Source organism: Streptosporangium sp. NPDC003464 (genome assembly GCF_053588315.1).
On record NZ_JBSFPS010000039.1, the window covers coordinates 22,917 to 46,730 of the forward strand.

Annotated in this window: 18 protein-coding genes; 9 read left to right on the forward strand and 9 right to left on the reverse strand. The window is 71.4% G+C overall.

All coding sequences use genetic code 11. From position 1 onward, the window contains the following. Positions 1 to 105: 105 nt before the first annotated feature. Together ACWDS7_RS11745 and ACWDS7_RS11750 are read left to right on the forward strand one after the other, a co-directional pair. Positions 106 to 1,395, forward strand: a complete 1,290-nt coding sequence (locus ACWDS7_RS11745; RefSeq protein ID WP_306860873.1) for a GTP cyclohydrolase IIa — start codon at positions 106 to 108, stop codon at positions 1,393 to 1,395. A gap of 210 nt (positions 1,396 to 1,605) precedes the next feature. Next, on the forward strand, positions 1,606 to 2,544 hold the full coding sequence (locus tag ACWDS7_RS11750) for an EamA family transporter (RefSeq protein WP_451929230.1): 939 nt from the start codon (positions 1,606 to 1,608) through the stop codon (positions 2,542 to 2,544). Positions 2,545 to 2,709: 165 nt separating this feature from the next. Here ACWDS7_RS11750 and hisC read toward each other — a convergent pair whose 3' ends face one another. Continuing rightward, positions 2,710 to 3,771, reverse strand: a complete 1,062-nt coding sequence (gene hisC, locus ACWDS7_RS11755; protein ID WP_451929231.1) for a histidinol-phosphate transaminase — start codon at positions 3,769 to 3,771, stop codon at positions 2,710 to 2,712. A gap of 83 nt (positions 3,772 to 3,854) precedes the next feature. Here hisC and ACWDS7_RS11760 point away from each other — a divergent pair, with 83 nt between their 5' ends. Then, positions 3,855 to 4,526 (forward strand): Uma2 family endonuclease, encoded by a 672-nt coding sequence (locus tag ACWDS7_RS11760; RefSeq protein WP_451929232.1) that lies wholly within the window; start codon positions 3,855 to 3,857, stop codon positions 4,524 to 4,526. A gap of 10 nt (positions 4,527 to 4,536) precedes the next feature. On the opposite strand, the gene ACWDS7_RS11765 is transcribed toward ACWDS7_RS11760, so the two are convergent. The 5 genes from ACWDS7_RS11765 to ACWDS7_RS11785 form a co-directional block, all read right to left on the reverse strand. After that, on the reverse strand, positions 4,537 to 5,202 hold the full coding sequence (locus ACWDS7_RS11765) for an NUDIX hydrolase (RefSeq protein ID WP_306860881.1): 666 nt from the start codon (positions 5,200 to 5,202) through the stop codon (positions 4,537 to 4,539). Positions 5,203 to 5,221: 19 nt separating this feature from the next. Beyond that, positions 5,222 to 7,087, reverse strand: a complete 1,866-nt coding sequence (locus ACWDS7_RS11770) for a DUF4434 domain-containing protein (RefSeq protein ID WP_451929233.1) — start codon at positions 7,085 to 7,087, stop codon at positions 5,222 to 5,224. A gap of 60 nt (positions 7,088 to 7,147) precedes the next feature. Next, positions 7,148 to 8,236 (reverse strand): glycosyltransferase, encoded by a 1,089-nt coding sequence (locus ACWDS7_RS11775; protein ID WP_306860885.1) that lies wholly within the window; start codon positions 8,234 to 8,236, stop codon positions 7,148 to 7,150. 19 nt (positions 8,237 to 8,255) lie between these two features. Beyond that, positions 8,256 to 9,518, reverse strand: a complete 1,263-nt coding sequence (locus tag ACWDS7_RS11780) for a nucleotide sugar dehydrogenase (protein ID WP_451929234.1) — start codon at positions 9,516 to 9,518, stop codon at positions 8,256 to 8,258. 198 nt (positions 9,519 to 9,716) lie between these two features. Then, positions 9,717 to 11,384 (reverse strand): glycosyltransferase family 4 protein, encoded by a 1,668-nt coding sequence (locus ACWDS7_RS11785; RefSeq protein ID WP_451929235.1) that lies wholly within the window; start codon positions 11,382 to 11,384, stop codon positions 9,717 to 9,719. Positions 11,385 to 11,440: 56 nt separating this feature from the next. Here ACWDS7_RS11785 and wecB point away from each other — a divergent pair, with 56 nt between their 5' ends. Both wecB and ACWDS7_RS11795 read left to right on the forward strand, forming a co-directional pair. Then, positions 11,441 to 12,610 (forward strand): non-hydrolyzing UDP-N-acetylglucosamine 2-epimerase, encoded by a 1,170-nt coding sequence (gene wecB, locus ACWDS7_RS11790; protein ID WP_306860892.1) that lies wholly within the window; start codon positions 11,441 to 11,443, stop codon positions 12,608 to 12,610. A 74-nt stretch (positions 12,611 to 12,684) separates the two neighbouring features. Beyond that, complete coding sequence (locus ACWDS7_RS11795; RefSeq protein ID WP_451929236.1) at positions 12,685 to 14,742, forward strand: glycosyltransferase family protein; 2,058 nt, start codon at positions 12,685 to 12,687, stop codon at positions 14,740 to 14,742. Positions 14,743 to 15,206: 464 nt separating this feature from the next. Here ACWDS7_RS11795 and ACWDS7_RS11800 read toward each other — a convergent pair whose 3' ends face one another. After that, on the reverse strand, positions 15,207 to 15,620 hold the full coding sequence (locus tag ACWDS7_RS11800; protein WP_451929237.1) for a VOC family protein: 414 nt from the start codon (positions 15,618 to 15,620) through the stop codon (positions 15,207 to 15,209). Positions 15,621 to 15,757: 137 nt separating this feature from the next. On the opposite strand from ACWDS7_RS11800, the gene ACWDS7_RS11805 reads away from it, so the two are divergent. The 3 genes from ACWDS7_RS11805 to ACWDS7_RS11815 all read left to right on the forward strand — a co-directional run bounded on the left by ACWDS7_RS11805 (position 15,758) and on the right by ACWDS7_RS11815 (position 19,232). After that, positions 15,758 to 16,630, forward strand: a complete 873-nt coding sequence (locus ACWDS7_RS11805; protein ID WP_451929238.1) for a sigma-70 family RNA polymerase sigma factor — start codon at positions 15,758 to 15,760, stop codon at positions 16,628 to 16,630. A 35-nt stretch (positions 16,631 to 16,665) separates the two neighbouring features. Next, on the forward strand, positions 16,666 to 17,136 hold the full coding sequence (locus ACWDS7_RS11810) for a VOC family protein (protein ID WP_451929239.1): 471 nt from the start codon (positions 16,666 to 16,668) through the stop codon (positions 17,134 to 17,136). Between the two features lie 416 nt (positions 17,137 to 17,552). Beyond that, positions 17,553 to 19,232 (forward strand): DEAD/DEAH box helicase, encoded by a 1,680-nt coding sequence (locus tag ACWDS7_RS11815; RefSeq protein WP_451929240.1) that lies wholly within the window; start codon positions 17,553 to 17,555, stop codon positions 19,230 to 19,232. A 73-nt stretch (positions 19,233 to 19,305) separates the two neighbouring features. Here ACWDS7_RS11815 and ACWDS7_RS11820 read toward each other — a convergent pair whose 3' ends face one another. Further along, complete coding sequence (locus ACWDS7_RS11820) at positions 19,306 to 20,805, reverse strand: SPFH domain-containing protein (protein WP_306860905.1); 1,500 nt, start codon at positions 20,803 to 20,805, stop codon at positions 19,306 to 19,308. 56 nt (positions 20,806 to 20,861) lie between these two features. After that, positions 20,862 to 21,062, reverse strand: coding sequence for a hypothetical protein (locus ACWDS7_RS11825; RefSeq protein ID WP_306860907.1), 201 nt, complete (start codon positions 21,060 to 21,062; stop codon positions 20,862 to 20,864). 468 nt (positions 21,063 to 21,530) lie between these two features. On the opposite strand from ACWDS7_RS11825, the gene ACWDS7_RS11830 reads away from it, so the two are divergent. Next, the gene (locus ACWDS7_RS11830; protein ID WP_451929241.1) at positions 21,531 to 23,498 is read left to right on the forward strand and encodes an NAD(P)-binding protein; all 1,968 of its coding nucleotides are present in this window, start codon (positions 21,531 to 21,533) and stop codon (positions 23,496 to 23,498) included. Positions 23,499 to 23,814 lie beyond the last annotated feature (316 nt).

The window sequence follows — 23,814 nt, forward strand, 5'->3', positions numbered from 1 at the left end:
CAAGCGATCGTTCCAAAAGAGAGCCGAAAACAAACGGACAGCAGGATGGGACGAACATTGGTCGAGCGGGCCGAAGAAACTCCACGAGTGTCACGCCCGGGTGCCATGACACCGGACCTCACTATCGGTGTGGTGGGCCCCCATGACCTCGTCGAGCGAGTGATGTTGATGGGACACGCGGCGGCGCCCCTGCCCTGCCGCCTGGTAGCCGCTGCCTACCGGGACGAGCAGGAAGCCGCCGACAAAGTCACCCGCCTGGGGGCAGGCGTGGACGCCTGCCTGTTCGCCAGCCCGGTCCCCTATGACCTGGCCAGGCGCTCGGGCGTGCTGACGATGCCGGCGACGTACGTGCAGCTCGGCGGCGCCGCGCTGATCGCGGCCCTGGCCAGGGCCGCGTTGGACGAACGGATCGACCCGCGCAGGGTCAGCGTCGACGTGCTGAGCCGGGCCGACGTCGAGGAGGCCTACACCGACCTGAGCCTGCCGGTCGGTGACGTGCACAGCCGCGACGAGCCGGGGGCGACCGGGACGATCGCCGCCTTCCACGAACGCCTGGCCCGGCAGGGCAGCACCAGCGGGGCGCTGACCTGCCTGCCCGCCGTCGCCGACCGCCTGCAGACGGCCGGGGTCCCGGTGGTCAGGATCCGACCGACGTCCGCGGCGGTCCGTACGGCGCTGCACACGGCCGCCCTGCTCGGTGCCCACCACCGGCTGGAGGAGTCGCAGCTCACCGTCATCCTGGTGGAGGTGCCGACGCTCCGCGAGCCGGTCCGCCGGGCCGCGCCGCGCTACTGGCGCGACGAGCTCCGGCTGTCCCTGCACCGGCTGCTGGTGCAGGAGGCGAACCGGATCAACGCGTCGGTGACCTCGGTCGACGACCACAGCTACATGGTCACCGCGACCCGCGGCTCGGTGGCCACGGCCACCGAGGGGTTCCGGGTGCTGCCGTTCGCGGCACGGGTGCGGGACGAGCTCGGCCTGGCCGTGGAGGTGGGGGTCGGCATGGGCCGCACCGCCCATGACGCCGAGTCCCACGCGCGGGCGGCGCTGGCGCGCACGCAGGCGGGCAAGCAGGCCCAGGGCTTCGCGGTCGACCGCGAGGGCCGGGCGTTGGTCCCCGCGCCCCGGATGCCTCCGCAGGGCGGCGGGCCGCTGAAGCCGAAGGGCGTGGAGGTGCTGGCCCGGCTGGCGGCCAAGCTGGAGGGCGGGGACACGGTGGTGGACGCGGAGAGCGCGGGCAAGATGCTCGGCGTCACACCGCGTACGGCACGGCGGCTGCTGCGCACGTTGGTCGACGAGGGACTCGCGTGGCCGCTTCCGCCGAACCGCACCCCGCAGCCGGGCCGCCCCCGCCAGCTCTACCGCCTGATCGTGGAGAAGCTCGGCAGCCGCTGACCCGCCCGGCCGTCCCGTGGTCCGGGGCCGCGCCCGCCCGTGCGGCGCGGCCCCGGACCACGTGCGGCGTGGGCCCGGACCACGTACGGCGTGGGCCCGGACCACGTACGGCGTGGGCCCGGACCACGTACGCGCGGGCCCGTCTCGACCTGTCTCAAGGGGTGAACCCCGCGAGCCGCGTTCCGGGCACGGGCGATATTGTCATGAGCTATGGGTCATGACACTGCTGACAGCCGCAGATCGCTCCTCATGTGGGGAGCGCTGGCGATCGTCTACGTGGTGTGGGGGTCCACCTACCTCGCGATCAAAATCGTCATCGAGACCATGCCGCCGCTGCTCAGCGGAGCCATGCGCTTCACGACGGCCGCGCTGGTCCTCGGCGCCGTGGTCTTCCTGTTCCGGGGGCGGCCGGCCTTCCGGATGACCTGGAAGGAACTGGGCGGGGCGGCCCTGGTCGGGCTGCTGCTGCTGACCGCCGGCAACGGCATGGTCGCGGTGGCCGAGCAGCACATCTCCAGCGGGCTGGCGGCGCTGCTGGTGGCCTCGGTGCCGCTCTGGCTGGTGATCTTCAGGATCGTCGCCCGGGACCGGCCCGGCCTGCTGACGCTGGCCGGGGTGCTCATCGGTTTCGGCGGCGTGGCGGTGCTGTCGCTGACCGGCGGGAGCAGCGCGTCGGACGGCATCGGGATCGCGGTCATCCTGCTGGCGTCGGTGTCGTGGTCGGTGGGCTCGTTCCTGTCCGCCCGGATCCCGATGCCCGCCAACCCCTTCACCGCGAGCGCGGTCGAGATGGCCGCGGGCGGGGCCGGGCTGATACTGACCAGCACGGTCCTGGGCGAGCACCTCGACCTCGGCGCCGTCTCCGGGCGTTCCTGGGCCGGGCTGGCCTACCTGGTCGTGATGGGCTCCCTGGTCGGCTTCACCGCCTACGTGTGGCTGCTGGGCAGCGCCCCGATCTCCCTGGTCTCCACCTACGCCTACGTCAACCCCGTGGTGGCGGTCGCCCTCGGCGCGCTCGTCCTGGGCGAGCCGGTCACGGGCTCGATGCTCGCCGCGGGCCTGGTGATCGTCCTCGGTGTGGCCCTGGTGGTCTCCACCGAGCGCCGCAAGAAGGCCCCGGCCGAGGAGAGGGAACCCGCGACCGTATGACGCGCGGGCCCGCCGGCCCCCGCCTCGGGGCGGGGACGCCGGGCGCGGAGGGCCGCCGTGAACGGTGGGAGGCCGCCGTGGGCGGCCGGAGACGGCTCTGACGGCCGCACCGGGGCGGGAGCGGGCTCGCGCCCCGGCGAGGGCGTCAGGGCCTCTCGGGTCGCGTCAGGGCCTCTCGAAGGCCCCGGCGACGGCCAGGAAGGTGTCGTTGGCCTCGGCGGAGCCGATGGAGACGCGGGCCCCCTCACCGGCGAAGGGACGCACGGCGACGCCCTCGGCCGCGCAGGCCTCGGCGAACTCCGTCGTGCGCTCGCCCAGCCGGAGCCAGACGAAGTTGGCCTCGGAGACCGGCACCGTCCAGCCCTGGGCGATCAGGGCCTCGCGGACCCGGGTGCGCTCCTTGACCACGGTGTCGACCCGTTCCAGCAGCTCGTCCTCGGCCGCCAGGGAGGCGACGGCGGCGGCCTGGGCCAGGTGGTTGACCGCGAAGGGCACGGTCGTCTTCCGCACGGCGGTCGCCACCGCCTCGCCGCCGATCAGGTAGCCGACCCGGAGCCCGGCCAGGCCGTACGCCTTGGAGAACGTCCGCAGCACGGCCACGTTCGGCCGGTCACGGTAGACGGTGAGGCCATCGGTGACGTCGGCGTCCCTGACGTACTCCCGGTAGGCCTCGTCGAGGACGACGAGCACGTTCTCCGGCACCCGGTCGAGGAACGCCTCCAGCTCGGCGGCGTGGACGACCGTGCCGGTGGGGTTGTTCGGGTTGCAGACGAAGATCATGCGCGTCTGCGGGGTGACCGCCTCGGCCATGGCCTCCAGGTGGTGCGTCTCACCCTGGAGGGGGATCCGGACCGAGGTCGCCCCCGCCAGGTCGGCCAGGAGCGGATATGCCTCGAAGGACCGCCAGGCGTAGATCACCTCGGCGCCCGGCTCGCTCACGGTCTCGAAGAGCTGCTGGGCCACCGTCACCGAGCCCGCGCCCAGTGCGACGTGCTCGGGCGGCACGCCGTACCGCTCGGCGAGGGCGTGCGTCAGGCCGGTCGCCGCGGGATCGGGGTAGCGGTGGATCTCGGTCGCGGCCTTCGCGACCGCCTCGACCACGGAGGGCAGCGGCTCGTAGGGGGATTCGTTCGAGGACAGCTTGTAGGACCGACCGTCGGCTGACACCACGGCCTTGCCCGCCTTGTATGGGGGCATTGTGTCCAGGATCGCGCGGAAACGAGGCATGGCCTTACTTTATGAGGAGCGGGCGGATGGGGCATCATCCTGGAAGACTGGAGGTGAGAGGCGTGCCCGACCGGGAGGACGACATGAGCATCGCACCGCTGGCCGAGACCGAGCAGCCCGATACGGAGGCGGCCGAGACCGAGGCGGCCGACGCGGAGGCGGCCGAGACCGAGCCGTCCGAGTGGGAGCCCGTCCCCGACTGGATCATCCCGTCATCGGATGGTTTCACCGCCGATGACCTCGACCGGCTGCGGGAGATTCCCCCGCACACCGAGCTGATCGATGGCACTCTCGTCTTCGTGAGCCCCCAGACCAACTTCCACATGTCGACGCTCTTCCTCCTGGAGAGTGCGCTGCGGCGGGCGGTCCCGCCGGATCTGCGGGTCAAGCGCGAGATGACCGTGACGCTCGGTGAGCGGCAACGGCCCGAGCCAGACGTCCTGGTGGTGCGTGCCGAGGCCGTCAAGGGCCCGAGGCAGACCACCTATCAACCGGCCGACGTCGTCCTGGCCGTCGAGGTGGTCTCCGCCGAGTCCGAGATCCGCGACCGGGAGCGCAAGCCCGCGCTCTACGCGGCGGCGGGCATCCCCCACTTCTGGCGGATCGAGGAGAAGGACGGCCGCCCGACGGTCTACGTCTACGAGCTCGACCCGGCCACCAGGTCCTACGTCGCCACCGGCATCCACCACGACCGGCTGAAGCTCGGCGTCCCCTTCGACGTCGACCTCGACCTGACGGAGATCGACGAGCTCTGAGACCCCGCGCCTACTCCTTGAGCGAGCGGAGCATCGGGGGGTGGAGCAGGAGAGCCGGGCCCCGGCGGTAGAGCTTGGCGGGGCGGCCGCCGTCGCGGGTGGTGGTGCGGCCGGTGGGCACCAGGAATCCCTCGGCCTTGGTGACCTTGCGGTGGAAGTTGCGCGGGTCCAGGGCGCGGCCCCAGACGATCTCGTAGACCCGGCGCAGGTCGGCGACGGTGAACTCCGGGGGGCAGAAAGCGGCGCCCAGCGGGGTGTATTCGAGCTTGCCCCGGGCGCGCTCGATCCCGTCGACCATGATGCGCCGGTGGTCGAAGGCCATCTCCTGGAGCGAGGAGACCGGCTGCCAGCTCATGTGCGCCTCGGTGGAGGCCGGCAGGTCGGGGGCGAGGCCCAGGTAGGCGACGCTCAGCACGCGCTGGCGCGGGTCGCGGTCGGGGTAGCCGTAGGTCTGGAGCTGCTCCAGGTGGACCGGGGCGCCGGGCAGGCCGGCCCGTTCGGCGAGGACCCTGGCCGCCGCCGCGGGCAGGTCCTCGTCGAGCTGGATGAAGCCGCCTGAGAGGGCCCAGCGTCCCTCATAGGGGGGTTTGTCCCGCCGCCAGACGAGCGCGCTCAGCGCCTGGCAGCGCACCGTGAGGACGACCAGATCCACGCTGACGGGAATGCGCGGAACCATGCCAGGCACGTTACACCGGTCAGGCGTTTATCAGGACGTGCAGCGGCGCGGCGGCGGCCCGTCCGTCGGGCGCGGCGACCTCGATCCGCACCCAGGCGCCGGACGGGACCTGGGTCCAGTCGAACGGGACCCAGGCCGTCTTCATCCGGGCCGGCAGGTCGGGCGGCGGCTCCGTCAGGTCCACCCCGGCCACGTCGACGACCTTGGGGGCCTCCTGGCCGTCCCAGGTGATCGTCACCTTGGAGCCCATGGGCAGGTTGTAGCCCCGGATCTCCATGCCGTCCTGGATGTCGCGCTCCTTACGGACGGCGTCCACCGGGATCGGCCGGTCGTGGTCGCGGGCGATGTCCTCGGCCAGGGACGGGGAGCCGCAGGTGAAGAAGTCGCTCCACATGTAGGAGACGACCTTGGAGACGTAGCGGCCGACCTGGGTCACGGCCGTGTCGAGCCGCTCCTTGTCGGTGCGCCCCCGGGTGCCCGCCCGGTCGGCGCAGAACTTCTCGTCGGACGGCTCGAACGCCTCCACGTTGGCCCAGAGCTGCACGTTGTAGCCCTGCTCCACCATCCGGGTCCGCGCCGCGGCCATCTCCCGGTAGTAGTCGCGGGTGGAGCCGTGGTAGGCGATGCCGTTGGTCGTCTCCCCCACGACCGTGCGGAGCCGCTCGTCCACCTGGTCGTCGCGCTGGTCCGGCCAGAACAGGCCGACCTTGCCGGTGCCCCGGCTGTCCTGCGGCGCGATGATGCCGACCCCGGTCCTGGCGAGGGCCTCGAAGCCGGCCGCCACCTGCTTGGGGCTGGCGCTGATCGGCAGCCGCTTGCGCGCGTCCATGTAGGGGCTGACCAGGATCGGCTTGCCCGGCATCTCCTGCTCGACGATCTCGTGCTGGGAGGCGTAGACCCGCAGGGTCGGGTGGTCGAGCTTGGCCACCTCGGGGTCGTCCGACCCCGTGTAGCGCATCTCCCGCATCTGGAGTTCGAAGGGCTGGTAGAAGCCGCCGAGCGAGACGCGGTCCTGGAAGCGGGCGCCGTAGTCCTGCAGGATGCGCCGGGTGAGCGTGATGAGGGTCTTCGTCCCCTGCTGGGCGGCCCGGGTCTTCTGCGCCGGGTCGCGCGGGGCCAGCGGCAGCGCGGGGAAGACCTTCACGCCGAACTGGTCGCCGAGGTCGAGCAGCTCGGTGAGGCTGTCCTTCTCCGCGGCGGCTATCAGGATCACGTGATAGCCGCGGCCCTTGTTCCTGACGTTGGCGCAGCTCGGGTCGTCGGTGCCGTCCTCGGTCGCGATGAGCCGGTAGAAGACGGTCTTGCCGACCTGGATCTTCCGCTCGAACTCGGGACAGCGGAACAGCCCCGGCCCGAACGCCTCGTCGGTCCGGTAGACGAACGTCCAGCTCACCCGGTTGCCCGGGTTGGCCGCCTTGAGGTCCCGCTCCGCGGCCGCCACGCACGGCAGCCCGTCCTCCTCGCACGGCTCGTAGCGGGGGTCGACCTTGTCCTCTTCCTCGTCGTCCTCGCTCTTGTTCTCCAGGATCCGGCCGTCGTCGTCGAGGCGGCGGGCCTGCAGTCCCCAGCCGATCCGGATCACCGTGTCGCCGCCCACCTCGTGGATGGCGCCGAACTGCCGCCGCCAGGTGCAGTGGTCGGCGGTGGGGATGAGCCAGTAGCCGGTCACCGCGTAGGGCGAGGCCATCTCGGTGTCGAACGTTCCACACGGGTCGGTGAAGGCGCTGGCCTCGGGGGTCAGCGCCGCGGAGACGGTGGTGGAGGGCGAGGGGGCGGCCGAGGTCCTGTCGCCCGCCGGGACGTCCCCGTCCCTGGGCAGGACCAGCACGATCGCCGCCACCGCCGCGAGGATCGCCACGCCGAGAAGAGCGGTCAACCAGCGCACGTTCAGGACACTACCGTTCTTGTGATCAGGCGGACATAAGCAGCATCGCCAGACAAGAAATCAGCTTTTAACCCCTGCCCATGCCTCCAGCTGGGACACGAAACGGCGGGCCGAGTTGGGCCAGTGATGGTTCGCACGGGCCGCCGCATACCCTCGGGCGCCCTGAGCATGCCGCTCCCTGACGTCGTCCCGCAGGGTGAGCACGGCCTGGGCCACGGCCTTGGGGTCCTCCCAGGGCACGACCATGCCGCTGCTGTAGCGCTCGACCAGCTCCACCGCGCGCGGCGACGGGGTGGTGATCACCGGGATGCCGTGGGCCATGTACTCCACGATCTTCGTGGGCATGGAGTGGCGGTAGTTGGGCTCGTCGTGCAGCAGCGACAGCCCGGCCAGCGCCCCGTCGAGCCGCTTGAGCGCCTCGTCGTTCGGCATGAAGTCGCGCCACTCCAGCACGCCCTCGGCCACCGCCTCGTTCAGCATGGGACGCGACTGCGGGTCGGCGTAGCCGATCAGCTCGACCGCCACCCGGTAGGGCCGCAGCAGCCGGGCCGCCTCGATGGCGTCGCGCACCCCGCGCGCCTCCGACAGCCAGCCGAGGTAGACGACGCGGTCGTCTCCCGGCGGGGTCACGTCGTCGGGCACCCAGGTCTCGTTCGGGACGACCAGGTGGGCCCGGTGGAAGCGGCCGGCGTAGGCGGTCTCGGCGAGCAGCAGGTGCAGGCGGCGCTCGGCCGTACCTTCGAGCATGCGGGCCAGGAAGCGCACCGGCGGGCGCAGGAACGCGGGCAGCCAGGGCTTCAGCGACAGGGTCGCCGGAGTGTCCTCGTGCACGTCCCAGACCACCGGGGGCCGCTTGCGCACGCCTACGACCGCGAGCAGCAGCTCGGGGTCGTGGATCACCACCAGATCAACCTGATCGCGCATGCGCTTGAACACCTTGCGGGCGGCGCGCACGGCCGAAAGCCGCTTGCGCTCAGCCGCCCGGGGGAGATCGACGCCGTTCACCCACGACCGGACCATTACGCCCCGTGCGGTGTACGGCGCGGCATACGTGACCTCATGACCGGCATCCACGAGCGCGCGGATCTGCCGGTGCAGGATCCGGGCGTCCTCGGGGTGATGCACCACCGTCATGACGAGCACGTGCACTGCGCGCAGCCCTCCGTCGCTAGAGCCGCTCGACGCGTTCACCCTCGGCGAGGACGCCTCGGGTGTCGAGCACGAGTCTGCCGTGGTCCTCGACGATCGACAGGTCGAAGGCGGCGTGCTGCTGCATCAGCAGCGTCACGTCCGCTTCGGCGACCGCCCTGGAGAGGTCTTCCTCACGCGGCACCGGGTTACCGTCCACACGCCATTCCTTGACGTACGGATCGGCGAAGACCAGTTCGGCGCCGAGTTCGAGCAGCGCCCGCGCGACCGGCAGGGCCGGGGTCTCGCGCTCGTCGGCGATGTCGGGCTTGTAGGTGACGCCGAGCAACAGCACCTTGGAGCCGTTGACGGCCTTCTTGTGCCGGTTGAGCAGCCGCTGGACGCGGGCCACCACATAGGACGGCATCCGCTCGTTGATCTCCTGGGCCAGCTCCACGAAACGGAACGGGTAGCCCAGCTTGCGCACCGTGTAGGACAGGTAGGACGGGTCGACGGGGATGCAGTGCCCGCCGACGCCCGGTCCGGGCAGGAACTTCTGGAAGCCGAACGGCTTGGTGGCCGCCGCCTCGATGGACTCCCAGAGGTTGATGCCGAGTTCGTCACAGAAGATCGCCATCTCGTTGACGAGGGCGATGTTGACGTGGCGGTAGGTGTTCTCCAGGAGCTTGGCCATCTCGGCCTCGCGGGTGCCGCTGACCGGCACGACCTGCTCGACGAACTGGGAGTAGAAGCCGACCGCCCGGTCCCGGCAGGCGGCCGTGTAGCCGCCGACGACCTTGGGGGTGTTGCGCAGGCCGTACTTGGGGTTGCCCGGGTCGATGCGCTCGGGCGAGAAGGCGAGGTGGAAGTCGGTGCCCGCGACGAGGCCGGAGGCCTCCAGGATCGGGCGGGCGACCTCGTCGGTGGTGCCGGGCCAGGTCGTGGACTCCAGCACGACGAGCGTGCCCGAGGACAGGTTGCGGGCGACGGTCTGGGTGGCCCCCTCCACCGCCGACAGGTCGGGGCGGTGGTCCTCGTCCAGCGGGGTCGGCACGCAGATGACGATGGTGCGGCTGTCGGCCAGCACGGACTCGTCCAGCGTGGCGCTGAACCCCCCCGCCAGCATGTGTTCGAGGTCGGCGTCGGTCAGGTCGTCGATGTAGGAACGCCCCGCGTTGAGGGCCTCCACCTTGCGGGGGTCGACCTCGAAGCCGACGACCCGCAGGCCCGCGGCCGCGGCCTCCTTGGCCAGTGGCATGCCGACGTATCCCAGACCGATCACGGCCAGGTCATAGGCGCTCACGCGGCCTCCTTCCTCGGCCGCGCCCGCGAGGGCACCGCGCCCGCCGGCCGGCTGGCTGTGCTCACTCACAGGGTGACCCTGGAAAGCCGGAAACAACACTTCATGGTGGCAAAGGCTATCTCAACTCCGCGCAAGCCACGCCTAATGCGATTGAACGCATCACAAACGGCTGGGTTATCTGCCACCGGCACAGGACCATCAACCCGCAAACGACCGGTAAATGTCACGGTAGGTCTCCGCGACACGGCTCCACGTGCGCTTCGCGGCCACCTCGGCCCGCCCGGCCTCGCCCATCTCGGCCCGGCGCGCCGGGTCGTCGCGGAGCCCGGCCAGGGCGTCGGCGAGCGCCTCCGGGTCCCCGGCGGGGACCAGGAGCCCGGCGCCGTCGGAGCCGACGAGCTCCGACAGGGCGGGCAGGTCGCTGAGCACGACCGGCTTGCCCAGAGCCATCGCCTCGACGGGCTTCAACGGCGTGACGAGCCGGCAGACCCGCAGGTCCTCCCGGGGGCAGACGAAGATGTCGATGGCCGACTGGGCCTGCAGCGCCTCGTCCGGACCGACCCGGCCGGGCAGGATCGCGAGGTCGCCCAGCCCCAGCTCCTCGACCTGCTCCAGCAGCTCCGGGCGCGCCGCGCCGTCCCCGACCAGCAGCAGCCTGATCGGGGCGCCCCGGTCGCGCAGGAGGGCGGCGGCGCTGATCATGGTCGCGAAGCCCTCGTAGGCCACGATGCTCGACACCGAGCCCATGACGATCTCGCCGGGCTCGATGCCGTAGGCGGAACGGAACGCGGCGCCGTCGTATTCGGCGGTCAGCAGCGAGTCGTCCACCGCGTTGGGCGCCAGGAAGATCCGCTCTCTGGGCACGCCCCGCTCGACGATCTCGGTGGCCATGGTCTCCGCGAGGGTGACCACGGCGTCGGCCGAGCGCATGATGAACGCCTCGCGGTCGCGCTGGAGCACGTGCCGCTGGCTGCCGACCCGCTTGGGGTCGCGGGAGGCCCAGGTCTCCTCCAGGAAGCCCCGGACCTCGTAGACCATCGGCGTGCCGGTCCGCTCCCGCACCGCCAGCGCCACCGAGCCGTTGCGGTGGTCGGTCGCGGCGTGCAGCACCTGCGGCCGGAGCGTCCTGACCAGCTCGGTCACCTCGCCGGCGCCCCGGATCATGCGGCCGTGGCTCTCGAACGGCACCTCGCCGCTCGGCAGCAGCCGGTGGTAGGGGGTCCCGTCGATCTCCTCGTACGGCGTGACGTCGACGTGGCCCTGCATCATCGGCCAGCCCCAGCTGGTCACGACGTGCGGGTCCAGCCCGGCCGCCCGCTGCGCGGTGACGATCCGGTGCGTGCGCACGGTGTATCCGGCCTGCGTGTACGGCAGGGCGTTGGTGACGCAGTGCAGCACCCGGCCCTCGATCCGCTCGCCCACGATCACCTTGGACTTGGGCGGGATCGGGTTGGGCTGGATGGCCGCCAGCTCGCCGGCGTAGTAGGTGGCCCGGCGCTTGATGAAGGGGTATTTGACGTACGGCTGGAGCACCGCGACGGCCTCGGTCATCCGGCCGGCGTCGAAGTGCTCCTTGGCTCCGTTCCACGGGCCCTTGAGCACGCGCATGCCGAGTCTGCGGACCACGAACCTGGCCTGGCGCGCGGCGGGCCAGGCGAACCGTCCCACGACGGGGCGGAGCCTCGGCGGGAGGGTCTCCGCGGCCGCCTGCGCCACACGCACGGGGTCGGACTTGACCTTGGTCACCACGACTCGGGAGACGATCACAGGGTGCTGGACGAACCCCCTGATGAGCCCCCGCAGACCGGCACGTGCCGACTTCGCGGAGATCTTGGAGGAGTCTGGCCTGCTGGCATCGGATACCACGCCGTGACCGTACCATAGGCAACGTTTGCCACACTCCCGCATGAAAGGCGAGGTCAATGAGGGACAACGCCCCACTGGGGACGACCCCGGACCCCGACAATCCCCTCGTCCTGCACGTGCTCGGCGCGCGGCCCAACTTCGTGAAGGCCGCTCCGGTGGTGCGCGGTCTCGACGCCCTGGGGGTGAGGCAGGGCATCGTCCACACCGGTCAGCACTATGACGCGCTGATGTCGGACGTGTTCTTCGCCGACCTCGGGCTGCCGGAGCCGATCGCCAATCTGGGCGTCGGGTCCGGCTCGCACGCGCGCCAGACGGCGGCCCTGCTGACCGGCCTGGAGGACGTCGTCCTGGCGCACCGGCCCGCGCTGGTCGTCGTCTACGGCGACGTCAACTCGACGCTGGCCGCGATCCTCGTCTGCGCCAAGCTCCACGTCCCGACCGCGCACGTCGAGGCGGGTCTGCGCTCCTTCGACCGGGAGATGCCCGAGGAGGTCAACCGGGTCGTCACCGACGCCCTGTCCGACATCCTGTTCGCCACCTCGCCGGACGCGCTCTCGCACCTGGCCAACGAGGGCGTGGACCCGGCGCGCGTCCACCTCGTCGGCAACCCGATGATCGACAGCCTGTTCTCGGCGCTGGACCGCCTCGACCCGGCCCCGGTCCGCTCCCGCCTCGGGCTCCCGGAGCGGTACGGCGTGGCCACCCTGCACCGCCCCGGCAACGTGGACGACCCCGCCTCCGCCAAGGAGCTGGTCGACGCCGTGCTGGCGGTGAGCGAGCGCCTGCCCATCGCGGTGCCGCTGCACCCGCGCGGCCGGGCCCGCCTGGCCGAGGCCGGGCTGGTGAACGGCGACAACCTCCTCATCGTCGACCCGCTGGGCTACGTGGACTTCCTGTCCCTGGTGCGGGGCGCGGCGCTGGTCGTCACCGACTCCGGCGGCGTGCAGGAGGAGACGACCATGCTCGGCGTCCCCTGCCTGACCGTCCGGCCCAACACCGAGCGGCCGATCACCGTCACCCACGGCACCAACCGCCTGGTCACCCCGGCGCTGCTGCCCGCCGCCGCCGACCGGGCCCTGGCCGACGGCGCGGCGACGCCCTCGGGCGAGCTGCCCCCGCTCTGGGACGGCAAGGCCGGCCCCCGGATCGCCCGCGTGATCGAGGCCTGGCTCAAGGGCGGCAACCTCTCTCCGGCGGCACAGGCCGTACCGCCCAAATCCCTGTAAAACGAATATTTCGTCGCGGCCGAAGCCGTACGCTGGCACGACCCCGGATAAAGGCGATCCCCATGAGTTCCCCCATGAGTGAGCAGACCCCCGAAGAGCCGAAGTACCAGCGTCTCGGACCGATCAACTGGCTGCCCGAGGAGCGCAAGGTCGTCGAGCGCTTCGAGGAGCGCGTCCGGGACCTGGAGCGGCGGCTGGCCATCGCCGAGGCCCGCGCGGACTACGCGCAGTGGAAGCTGGAGTCCACCAAGGTCCAGCGGCCCTACCGGGTGGCCGAGGCCATCACGGGGGCCAAGGGGTCGGGGGTCGTGCGGCTGCCGGGCAAGCTCCGCATGGCGCTGCGGCCCCGCAAGGGGCCCGAGGCGCCCCGGCCGGTGGCCGAGGTGATCGAGGAGCTCGACCGCCAGGGGCCCGTCGTGGACGTGCCGAAGGTGAAGTGGCCGGCCGGGCCGGTCAACCGGCCGGACATGAAGGTCGCGGTCATCCTGGACGACTTCTCCCGGATGGCGTTCAAATACGAGTGGGACCAGATCGAGTTCGGGCTCCGCGACTGGCCGGAGATCTTCGCCGAGCGCCGTCCCGAGCTGCTGTTCGTGGAGTCGGCCTGGCACGGCAACCAGGGCCGCTGGCGCTACCAGATGACCGGCTCCAACGCCCCCAAGCCGGAGCTGCGCGCCCTGATCGACTGGTGCCGCGAAGAGGGGATCCCCACGGTCTTCTGGAACAAGGAGGACCCGCCCAACTTCGACTTCTTCATCGACACGGCCAAGCTGTTCGACTACGTCTTCACCTGCGACGGCGACATGGTGCCCCGCTACCAGGAGGTGCTGGGGCACGACCGGGTCGACGTCCTGCAGTTCGCCGCCCAGCCCCGGGTGCACAACCCGATCCAGGAGCGGCGCGGCCGGCTGCACGACGTGGTCTTCGCGGGCATGTACTTCCGCGACAAGCACCCCGAGCGCCGCGAGCAGATGGAGACCGTCCTCGCCCCGATCCGCGAGCTGGGCCTGCACATCTTCGCCCGCAACGGCACGGTCGACGAGAAGTACGCCTGGCCCGCCGAATACGTCCCGCACATCGTGGGCGAGCTCCCCTACGACCAGATGCTGGCCGCGTACAAGATGTACAAGGTCTTCCTGAACGTGAACTCGGTGCTCGACTCGCCGACCATGTGCGCCCGCCGGGTCTTCGAGCTGTCGGCCTGCTCCACCTCGGTCGTCTCCGGCTGGTCACGGGCCATCCAGGAGACCTTCGGCTCGCTGATCCCGATCGCCCGCGACGAGCTGGAGTCCTACAACCAGGTCCTGCACCTGATCAACAGCCCCGAGCTCCGCGCCCGCCAGGGCCACCTGGCCATGCGCGAGGTCTTCGACAAGCACCTGTTCACCCACCGCGTCGACCAGATCCTCTCCTTCCTCGGCAGGCCCGTCGAGCAGCGGTCGAGGTCCGTCTCGGTGGTGCTGCCCACCAACCGCGCCGCCCAGATCGAGCACGCCATCTCCTCGGTGGCCAAGCAGATCCACCGGCCGCTCCAGCTCGTGATGGTCCTGCACGGCCTGGACATCGACCCGGTCGTGGTCGCCGACAAGGCCCGCATGGCCGGGATCTCCGACGTCGTGGTGCTGCCCGCCGACCCGTCGCTGTCACTGGGCGCCTGCATGAACCTGGGCATCGCCGCGGCCGAGGGCGAGCTGATCGCCAAGATGGACGACGACAACCTCTACGGCGAGCACTACCTGTCCGACCTGGTCCGCGCCTTCGACTACTCCGACGCCGAACTCGTCGGCAAGGGCGCCCACTACGCCTACTTCGAGGGCAGCAACACCACGATGCTCCGCCTGCCCGGCCTGGAGCACCGCTACAGCTGGCTGGTCCAGGGCGGCACCTTCCTCGGCAAGGCCGACATGTTCCGCCACTACGGCTTCGCCGACATCACCCGTGGTGAGGACACCCATCTGGTCCGGAGACTGAAGGAGGACCGCGTCAAGATCTACTCCGCCGACCGGTTCAACTTCGTCTACTGGCGCAGCGGCGACGCCGGGATGCACACCTGGCAGGCCGACGACATCAAGCTCACCCGCAACGCCCAGTTCTCCTTCGTCGGCCACCCCGACGCCCACGTGATGATCTGAGCCGCCCGGCGCGCGGCGAGGCTGGACGAGCCGCTCCACGGCGCGGGCGACGAGGTCGGGCTGCCGGCATTCCGTTGGATGTGGTGTTCGGGCTGACGGCGGGGTAGGAGCCCGCAGGATGGGGCGCCGGCCGGCGGGCCAGTCGGCCGGCGCGAGGATGCCCATGATGACGAGATGGGTCGGCGCCGCCCAGCTTTCCACCGCCGGGCCATGGTTGACGATGTGGGTGGTGACCGCGCCGGTGAGCACGGGTATGAGGGCTGAAGCAGCCGTAGTACCCGTCCCACCGGGCGGCGGCCACCTGCTTGACCACGCCGCCGCCCGCAGCCACCGCGTTGCGGATGGTCCCGTCCACCACCTCCCTGGAGTCCGGGTTCAGGTGGAGCGAGACACCGCGGAAGCCGGATCCCTCCGCGAGGACACCGGCGTCCCGCGTCGACGCCGGACCTACTTCTCCTCGGCGGCTACTCCGCGTAGGGCTGATCCGTTCCCCGGGCGCTGTAGCCGAGGCTCCAGATGTAGCCGTCCGGGTCGGCGAAGGTGCCGCCGTACCCGCCCCATGGCAGAGCGCCGGCGGGCTTGAGGATCGTGGCGCCGGCCTTCTCAGCCTCCGCGATGATCTCGTCGACCCGCGCCTCGCTGCGGACGACGTAGGTGAGGACCAGTCCGCTGAAGCCGTTGCCCTCCGGGCCCGTGCCCACCTGGCCGGCCAGGCCTTCACGGCCGTAGAAGCCGACGGGCGAGGCTCCGTCCGACTCGAAGAACACCGAGATGCCGTAGTCGTTCTTGATCTTCCAGCCGAGACCGTCCGTGTAGAACTGCTTGGCCCGCTCCATGTCCCGGACGCCGAGCAGGATCGAGCTCACGTGCGCTTTCATGGTGTGTCTCCTTCTGTTCGAGGTGTACGCGCCGCCTGAACCGGCAGGCCGAACATCCCGGGCCGGGCCCGGATGTCACATCGGCGTGGGTTCGCCGGTCAATCGGTATGACAGGCCGCGACGGAGGAATGTGACAGATGGTTGAGCACGACTGGCTGAGCGAGCGGTTCGCCGAGCACCAGGGCCGCTTGCACGCGGTGGCCTACCGGATGCTCGGCTCACCTGGCGAGGCCGAGGACGCGGTGCAGGAGGCGTGGCTGCGGGTCAGCCGCGCCGACACCGGCCAGGTGGAGAATTTGGCTGGGTGGCTGACCACGGTCGTTGCCCGGGTCTGCCTGAACATGCTCGAGGCGCGTCGGGCCCGGCGTGAGGAGCCGGCCGGGGCGCTGCCGCCCGAGCCGGCCGCGCCGCACCCGGGCATCCGCCCAGTCGGCCAGGCCGGCCCCGAGGACGAGGCGCTGCTGGCCGATTCGGTCGGTGTCGCGCTGCTGGTGGTGCTGGACACGCTGACTCCCGCCGAACGGCTCGCGTTCGTCCTGCACGACGTTTTCGCCGTGTCGTTCGGCGAGATCGGCGCCATCATGGACCGCTCCCCGGTGGCGGCCCGGCAACTCGCCAGCCGGGCTCGGCGCCGGGTGCAAGGCGCGGCGGACGCGTCCGACGCCGCGCGATCGGCGAAGCGGGAAATCGTCGCCGCATTCCTTGCCGCCTCCCGGAGCGGGGACTTCGCCGCCCTGCTCGAACTGCTCGACCCGGACGCCGTGGCCGTCGAGGTCCGCGGCGCCCACGCGGTGGCGGCTTTCTTCGCCGGCCGGGCTCAGGCCGCCCGGCTCGCTCTGGTCGACGGCGTTCCAGCGGCCGTCTGGTCGCACCGCGGCCGGCCGAAGGCCGTCTTCACGTTCACCGTCAGCGGCGAGAAGATCACCCACATCGCCATCGACACCGACCCGGACCGGCTCCGCGACCTCGACATCGTCTTTCTCAGCGCCGACGACAAGGAGCGGCGATGAGCCGTACCCCCCGACCGGTCCGCAGCGTGACCGGCATGAATCTCAAGCTGTCGTCCTGCACTCTCGCCGTCCACGACGTTGACGAGGCGCTCGGCTTCTACCGTGACGTGCTCGGCTTCGAGGTACGCGACGACGTCGAGGCCGAGGGGACGCGGTGGGTGCGCGTCGGCCCGCCGTCGCAGCCGGACGTGCAGATCCTCCTCGGATCACCCGGCGCGGACCCGGGTGCCTCGCCGGCCGACCGTCAGGCGATCGAGGACCTGATGGCCAAGGGCCTGCTGGGCCGCCTTGTCTTGGTGACCGACAACTGCGACGCCACCTTCGAGCACATCGAGGCCGCGGGCGCTGAAGTGATGCAGGAACCGATCAACCAGCTCGACGGCCTCCGCGACTGCGCCTTCCTTGATCCCTCCGGCAATATGCTGCGATTCGCCCAGCCGTGGCAGGCAGTCCTGGCACTCGCATCGCAGCGGACACACGCCGCGACGGCCCCCCAGGCACCCTGAACGCGGCCACCGAAAGGGCGGCCCTCACCGGGGAGAACGCCGACCTGCGCGCGCGGCTCGGCCTGCCGCCCGCCTGATGCACCTGTCCGGAAGGTGCCCGCCGCCGGCGGCGGCCCATCGGCCGGGAACTGTTCATTTAGCCCATACCGGGGCATGTCATGAAATAAGCACCTTGGCCTGCCCAACGCTGCCCGGTCGACGTCGCCCGGCCCATCCCCGGTAGGGTCGGTCGGCTGCCCCATCCGCACACGTGCGGGAGGCCGTTCGCCACGGCCGCCGCGCTGAAGAGGTGCACCATACTGGGTCGGCGGAACCGGCGGCCCGGGTCCGCCGCGAGGATGGGACACGCAGCAGGGACGGAACGTGTGGTCAGCGTGAGTCCCGTACACGTCCGTCCCGGAACGAGGAGCCCGACCATGAGCCTGAACACGACCGACGACACGAGCAGCTTCGCCGACCTGGCACTGCGGCCCGAGCTGCTGCGCGCGCTGTCCGGTCTCGGCTACGAGGAGCCCACACCGATCCAGCGCGAGGCGATCCCTCCGCTGCTCGAAGGGCACGACCTTCTCGGGCAGGCCGCGACGGGGACGGGGAAGACGGCCGCGTTCGCGCTGCCGGTCCTGCAGCGGATGGCCCGGGACGGGGAGGGCCCCGAGCCGATCGCGCTGGTGCTCGTGCCCACGCGCGAGCTGGCCGTCCAGGTCTCCGAGGCGTTCCACCACTACGGCCGCGAGCTGGGCGCGCGCATCCTGCCGATCTACGGCGGGCAGCCGATCGGTCGGCAGCTGCGGGCGCTCCAGCAGGGCGTCGACGTCGTGGTCGCGACGCCCGGCCGCGCGCTGGACCACATCGGCCGCGGCACGCTCCGCCTGGACGACCTGGAGATGGTCGTCCTGGACGAGGCGGACGAGATGCTCGACATGGGATTCGCCGAGGACATCGAGGCGATCCTGCAGCAGACCCCCGAAGACCGCCAGACGGTGCTCTTCTCGGCGACGATGCCGCCGCGCATCAACGGGATCGCCCGCCGCCACCTGAACGACCCGGTCCGGATCGAGATCGGACGCGAGACGACGGCCCCGGGCGAGGCCCCGCTCGTGCGGCAGACCGCCTACATGGTCCCGCGGGCGCACAAGCCCGCGGCGCTCGGGCGCGTGCTGGACGTGGAGGCGCCCACGGCCGCGATCGTCTTCTGCCGCACGCGCGACGAGGTCGACCAGCTCACCGAGACCCTGAACGGGCGGGGCTACCGCGCCGAGGCGCTGCACGGCGGGATGGGCCAGGAGCAGCGCGACCGCGTGATGGGACGGCTGCGGAGCGGCACGGCGGACCTGCTCGTCGCGACCGACGTGGCCGCGCGCGGGCTCGACATCGAGCAGCTCACCCACGTGGTCAACTACGACGTCCCCTCCGCGCCGGAGTCCTACGTGCACCGGGTCGGCCGGGTCGGCCGGGCCGGACGCGAGGGCGTGGCCATCACCCTGGCCGAGCCGCGCGAGCACCGGATGCTCAAGACCATCGAGCGGGTGACCAAGCGCCGGATCCCGATCGAGAAGGTGCCGACGATCGCCGACATGCGCGCCCGGCGGCTGGAGCTGACCCGCGCCGCGCTGCACGAAAGCCTCCTGGAGGACGACCTGGAGCGCTTCCGCGTCGTGGTCGAGACGCTCGCCGACGAGTTCGACATCGTGGAGGTGGCGCTCGCCGCGGTGAAGCTGGCCCACGAGGCCGGCGGGGGCGCCGACGACGACGAGGAGATCCCGGACGTCACACTCAGGACCGAGCGGGACGGGCGTGGCCGCCGTGAGCCCGCCGGACGCCAGGAACGGCGCGGCCCGGCGCCGACGGGCCGGATGACGCGCCTGTTCGTCGGCGCCGGGCGCAACTCCGGGATCCGGCCGCAGGACCTGGTCGGCGCGATAGCCGGCGAGTCGCGCCTGAGCGGGCGCGAGATCGGGGCGATCGAGATCGCCGACCGCTTCTCCCTCGTGGAGGTCCCGGAGTCCGCGGCCGACGAGGTGATCGCTGTCCTGCGGGGGAGCACCATCAAGGGGAAGAAGGCGACGGTCCGCCGGGAGCGCTACAGCACGCGGTAGGCCGCGGACGGCCCCCCGCGCGCCCGCACGGGACCCTCCCGCAGGAGAAAGCCCCGGCGGGCGGTCGCCTGCCTCAGGGGGCCGGGTCGACGGCCTTGCCGTTGGTCTCGGGGCCGGTGCCGTTGGCGGCGGTGCCGTTGGGGGTGGCGCCGTTCAGGAGGGAGCGGGCCAGGCCGAGGCCGGTGCCGCCGAGGGTGAGGGCCTTGGCGAGCATCTCCTCGATGCCCTGGGCACCGTTCAGGACGACCATGTGGTCGACGTTGCCGAAGGCCTTCGCCCCGGATTCGACGATCTTCGGCCAGTTCTCGGCGAGCTGCTGGGCGATGACCGCCTCCTGGTTCTCCGCCAGGGCCTGTGCGCGGGCCCGGATCGCCTCGGCCTCCGCCAGGCCCTTCGCCCTGGCGGCCTCGGCCTCGGCCAGGCCCTGGGCCTGCGCGGCCTCGGCGGCGGCCAGGCCGCGGGCCTTGGCCGCCTCCGCGTCGCCGAGACCGGTGGCCTTGGTGGCCTCCGCCGCCGCCAGACCGCGCAGCCGTACCGACTCCGCCTCGGCCGCGGCGGCCTGCTTGACCTGGGACGCCTGGGCGGTGGCACGGAGCTCGGTCTCGCGGGCCTCGGCCTCGGCCTGGGCGATGCGGGCGTCGCGCTCGGCCTGCGAGAGCGTGACGGTCTCGTACGCCCTGGCGTCGGCGGGTTTGCGGACCTGGGCCTGGAGCCGCTGCTCGGCCAGCGCGGCCTCCAGCTCGGCGGCGCGGGTCTCCTGGACCACGACCTCCTGGCGGGCCGAGGCCTCCGACAGCGGGCCGGCCTGGCGGGACCTGGCCTGCGCCTCGTCGATCTCGGCCTGGTAGGCGGCCTGCTTGATCTGGGAGTCGCGCCAGGCCGAGGCCTTGTTGGCGGCGGCGATCTGCTCGGCCTCGGTGGCCTCCTGGTCGCGCTGCGCCTCGGCGATGCGGGCGGAGGCGGCGATCCTGGCGGCGTGCGGCTTGCCGAGGTTGGTGATGTAGCCGGTCTCGTCGTCGATCTCCTGGATCTGCAGGGAGTCGACGATCAGACCCAGCTTGATCATCTCGTCGGCGGCCGAGGCGCGGGTCTCGCCGGTCAGCCGTTCGCGGTTGAGGATGAGGTCCTCGACGGTCAGGTTGCCGATGATCGAGCGCAGGTGGCCGGTGAACAGCTCGTGGATGGCGCCGTTCATGGAGTCCTGCTGGTCGAGGAAGCGGCGGGCGGCGTTGGCGATGGAGTGCAGGTCATCGCCGACCTTGTAGATCACCACGCCCTTCACGACCACCGGGATGCCCTGCTGGGTGACGCAGGAGACCTGGAGGTTGGCGGCGCGGCTGTCCAGGCGCAGGCGGCGCGCGGTCTGGAAGCCGGGGAGCACGGAGGTGCCCTTACCAGTGACGATCTTGAATCCGAGGCTGTCGGTCAGCTCGGTCTTACCCCGGGCGCCGAGACCGGAGATGATCAGCGCCTCGTTGGGCTCGGCCACCCGCCAGACGGCCTTGAACAGCATGATGATGACGAGAAGGGCGACAAGGACGGCGCCCCCGATGACGAGATACTCCGTAGGCATCACAGTCTCCGCGGTGGAGGGAGAGGGAGGAAGGAGAGGAAGAGAGAGGGAGGGAGTCAGACGAGCGCGCGGGCGACGTAGACCGTACGCGGCGGGAAGTAGTCGACCACGATGACGATCGAGCCCGTGGGGATCTCCTCGTCGGGGACCGTGGCGTGCGCGTAGAACGCCTCGACACCCCCTCGGACCGCCACCATCACCTCCCCGACCAGGCCGGGACCGATCTTGCCGGTGACCCTGCCCTGCTTACCGACCACGCGAGGCTCCTCGTCCCGTCATTAACCGAAATCCCGAATGCGGACGCTACTCCGATATGCCCTGATTCACCACCCGCCCTCCGAGCGAGATAGGCGTTGTCGGACTATCGGCGCAAATCCCTGCGCTTCATCTCTGCCCCGACAACGAGCGCAATCGTCAATGCGTTCCTGAACCGGCCGGCGATCCGTCCGGCCGGGCGCACCGCCCCGCCGGCCGGGGTCACCGCGCCCCGTCGAGGGGTCCGGCGCGCCCCGCACATCCATCCGGAAAGCGGCATTACCGCACATATCACTGAAACGATTCCGGGCATCGCCCGTTTCCGCTTACCACCCGGCGCCTTTTCCCCGGTGACATCGGGCGTCCAATCGGCGAATATCATTAATGGCGTTCCGGCCGGGCGGGCAAAAACTTGCCGGAAACGGCGTGTGGCGGGCGGGGGATTTCCCCCTGATCGTGATGATCGCCCCATGACCGATCCCCAGGAGATCACTCCGATCAAGGCCCGCGAGCTGGGCATGGACCGGCCCATCTCCCGCCGCGACTTCTTCGACGGGGTGGCCGTGACCGCGGGGGTCGCGGCGCTGGGCGCGCTGGCCGGGTGCGCCGGCGCGGGGCGGCCCGGCGCCATCGGCACGGGGCGGCCGGAGGCCCCGCCCGAGATCGTCTACCCGCCGGACCTCACGGGGCTGCAGGGCAACACCCCCCAGGCGCTGAGCGTGCCGCACGCCCTGCGCGACGGCCGCTTCTGGGACTACGCGGGCGCGCCCGAACCCACCGGCGAGCACTACGACCTGGTCGTGGTCGGCGCGGGGATCAGCGGCGTCAGCGCGGCCCACCGGTGGCTGGAGCACGCCCCGGACGCGCGGATCCTGATCCTGGACAACCACGACGAGCTCGGCGGCCACGCCCGCCGCAACGAGTTCCACCCGCAGGACCGCGGGGGACCGCTGATCGGGTACGGCGGATCGCAGTCGATCGAAGCCCCGTCCGCGTGGACCCCCGAGGGCAAGGACCTGCTCGACAAGATCGGGGTGAAGGTCCGCAGGTTCGAGAAGTACTTCGACCAGAAGCTCTACACCGACCTCAAGATGTACGACAGTGTCTTCTGCGACCGGGAGACCTTCACGAGGGAGAAGCTGGTCGTCTTCACCCCCGGCAAGAAGGCTCCGGAGTGGATCGCCGAGCTGCCGGTCGCCGAACAGGCCAGGAAAGACCTGATCATGCTCTACGGGCACCCGCCGGACTGGTTCCCCGGCCTGTCCGACCGCCAGAAGAAGCGGCGCCTGGCCAGGCTCACCTACGCGGAGTTCCTCAGGGACGTCTGCAAGGTCCACCCGGACGTGCTGCGGTACGTCCGGACCATGCCGAACGACGAGTGGGGCTACGGCTCCGACACCTTCGGCGCGATCGACGCCTGGGGCAGCGCCGGCTATCCCGGGTTCCGGGGGCTGGGGCTCGACAGGTCCGAGCCGTCGGAGTACAACTCGCCGAGCGTGATCAAGCAGTGGAAGGCCGACGACCCGTACATCTACCACTTCCCGGAGGGCAACCAGGCGCTCGTCCGGATGATGGTCGGCCGGATGGTCCCGGGCTTCGCCACGGCCACCGAGATGGCGGACATCAGCACCGCGACGTTCGACTACGACCGGCTGGACCTGCCGCGCAACCAGGTCCGTGTCCGCCTGTCGTGCCCGGTGGTCTCGGCCGCCAACGACGGCGACCCGGCCACGGCCGCCACCGCCACGGTCGGCTACTTCGACGGGGACCGGGTCAGGACCGTCCGGGCGGCCGGTGTGATCATGGCCTGCTGGAACATGGTGATCCCCTACCTGGTCGGCGAGCTACCGGACGAGCAGAAGGACGCGCTGCGCAAGGCGGTCAAGGTGCCGATGCTGTATTCGACGGTCCAGCTCCGCAACTGGGAGTCCTGGAAGAGGCTGGGCGTCCACCACACCCGCTTCACCGGCGCCTACTGGTGCGTGGCCGAGCTCGACTACCCGGTGAGCATCGGGGACTACCGGCGCCCGGACACCCCGGACCAGCCGATCAACGTGCACATGATCTCCACCCCGGCCGTGCCGGGCATGTCACCGGCCGACGGCTCGATCGCCGGGCGCCACAATCTGATCAAGACGCCCTACGACTACCTGGAGTACAGCATCCGCGACCAGCTCACCCGGCTGCTCGGCCCGGGCGGCTTCGACCCGGCCCGCGACATCCAGGCGATCACGGTCAACCGGTGGGGCCACGGCTACGCGCCCGAGTACGCCACCCCGTGGAACCTCGACTTCTACCCGCGGGGCCCGTTCCCCGCGACGCTGGCCCGCCGGCGGGCCGGCCGGATCGCGATCGCCAACTCCGACTCGGTGCCGGCCGCCTACGCCGACGCGGCGATCACCGCCGCCTACCGCGCGGTCAGGGAGCTCCGGACGTGAGCGGGCCGGGTGAGAGCCCGGTTCGGCCGGATGAGAGTCCGGTCCGGCCGGCTGGGTCCCCGCTCGGCCGGGTGAGCGCTCTGTCCGGCCGGTCGGAGTCCCGGCTCGGCCGGCTGGGGTCCCGGTTCAGGCGGGCCTCCGCAGGCGGGTGAAGGCCCAGCTCGTCCCGGGCTCGACCGCCCAGCGGGTCATCCGCCGCACCGGCCCGGTGCACAGCAGCGCGGCGAGCCCGACCCCGCAGGCCGCGACGGCCGCCGCGCCCGGCAACCTCGACCTCGGGGGTGTCGCTCGCCGTCACGGTCCCGGCCGTGGCCAG

Coding starts and splice junctions, on each gene's coding strand:
- ACWDS7_RS11795 (WP_451929236.1), top strand. CDS start 12,685: ATGAGTGAGCAGACCCCCGAAGAGCCGAAGTACCAGCGTCTCGGACCG.
- ACWDS7_RS11820 (WP_306860905.1), bottom strand. CDS start 20,805: ATGCCTACGGAGTATCTCGTCATCGGGGGCGCCGTCCTTGTCGCCCTT.
- ACWDS7_RS11800 (WP_451929237.1), bottom strand. CDS start 15,620: ATGAAAGCGCACGTGAGCTCGATCCTGCTCGGCGTCCGGGACATGGAG.
- ACWDS7_RS11815 (WP_451929240.1), top strand. CDS start 17,553: ATGAGCCTGAACACGACCGACGACACGAGCAGCTTCGCCGACCTGGCA.
- ACWDS7_RS11750 (WP_451929230.1), top strand. CDS start 1,606: ATGGGTCATGACACTGCTGACAGCCGCAGATCGCTCCTCATGTGGGGA.
- ACWDS7_RS11805 (WP_451929238.1), top strand. CDS start 15,758: ATGGTTGAGCACGACTGGCTGAGCGAGCGGTTCGCCGAGCACCAGGGC.
- ACWDS7_RS11765 (WP_306860881.1), bottom strand. CDS start 5,202: ATGGTTCCGCGCATTCCCGTCAGCGTGGATCTGGTCGTCCTCACGGTG.
- ACWDS7_RS11830 (WP_451929241.1), top strand. CDS start 21,531: ATGACCGATCCCCAGGAGATCACTCCGATCAAGGCCCGCGAGCTGGGC.
- ACWDS7_RS11745 (WP_306860873.1), top strand. CDS start 106: ATGACACCGGACCTCACTATCGGTGTGGTGGGCCCCCATGACCTCGTC.
- hisC (WP_451929231.1), bottom strand. CDS start 3,771: ATGCCTCGTTTCCGCGCGATCCTGGACACAATGCCCCCATACAAGGCG.
- ACWDS7_RS11760 (WP_451929232.1), top strand. CDS start 3,855: ATGAGCATCGCACCGCTGGCCGAGACCGAGCAGCCCGATACGGAGGCG.
- ACWDS7_RS11810 (WP_451929239.1), top strand. CDS start 16,666: ATGAATCTCAAGCTGTCGTCCTGCACTCTCGCCGTCCACGACGTTGAC.
- wecB (WP_306860892.1), top strand. CDS start 11,441: ATGAGGGACAACGCCCCACTGGGGACGACCCCGGACCCCGACAATCCC.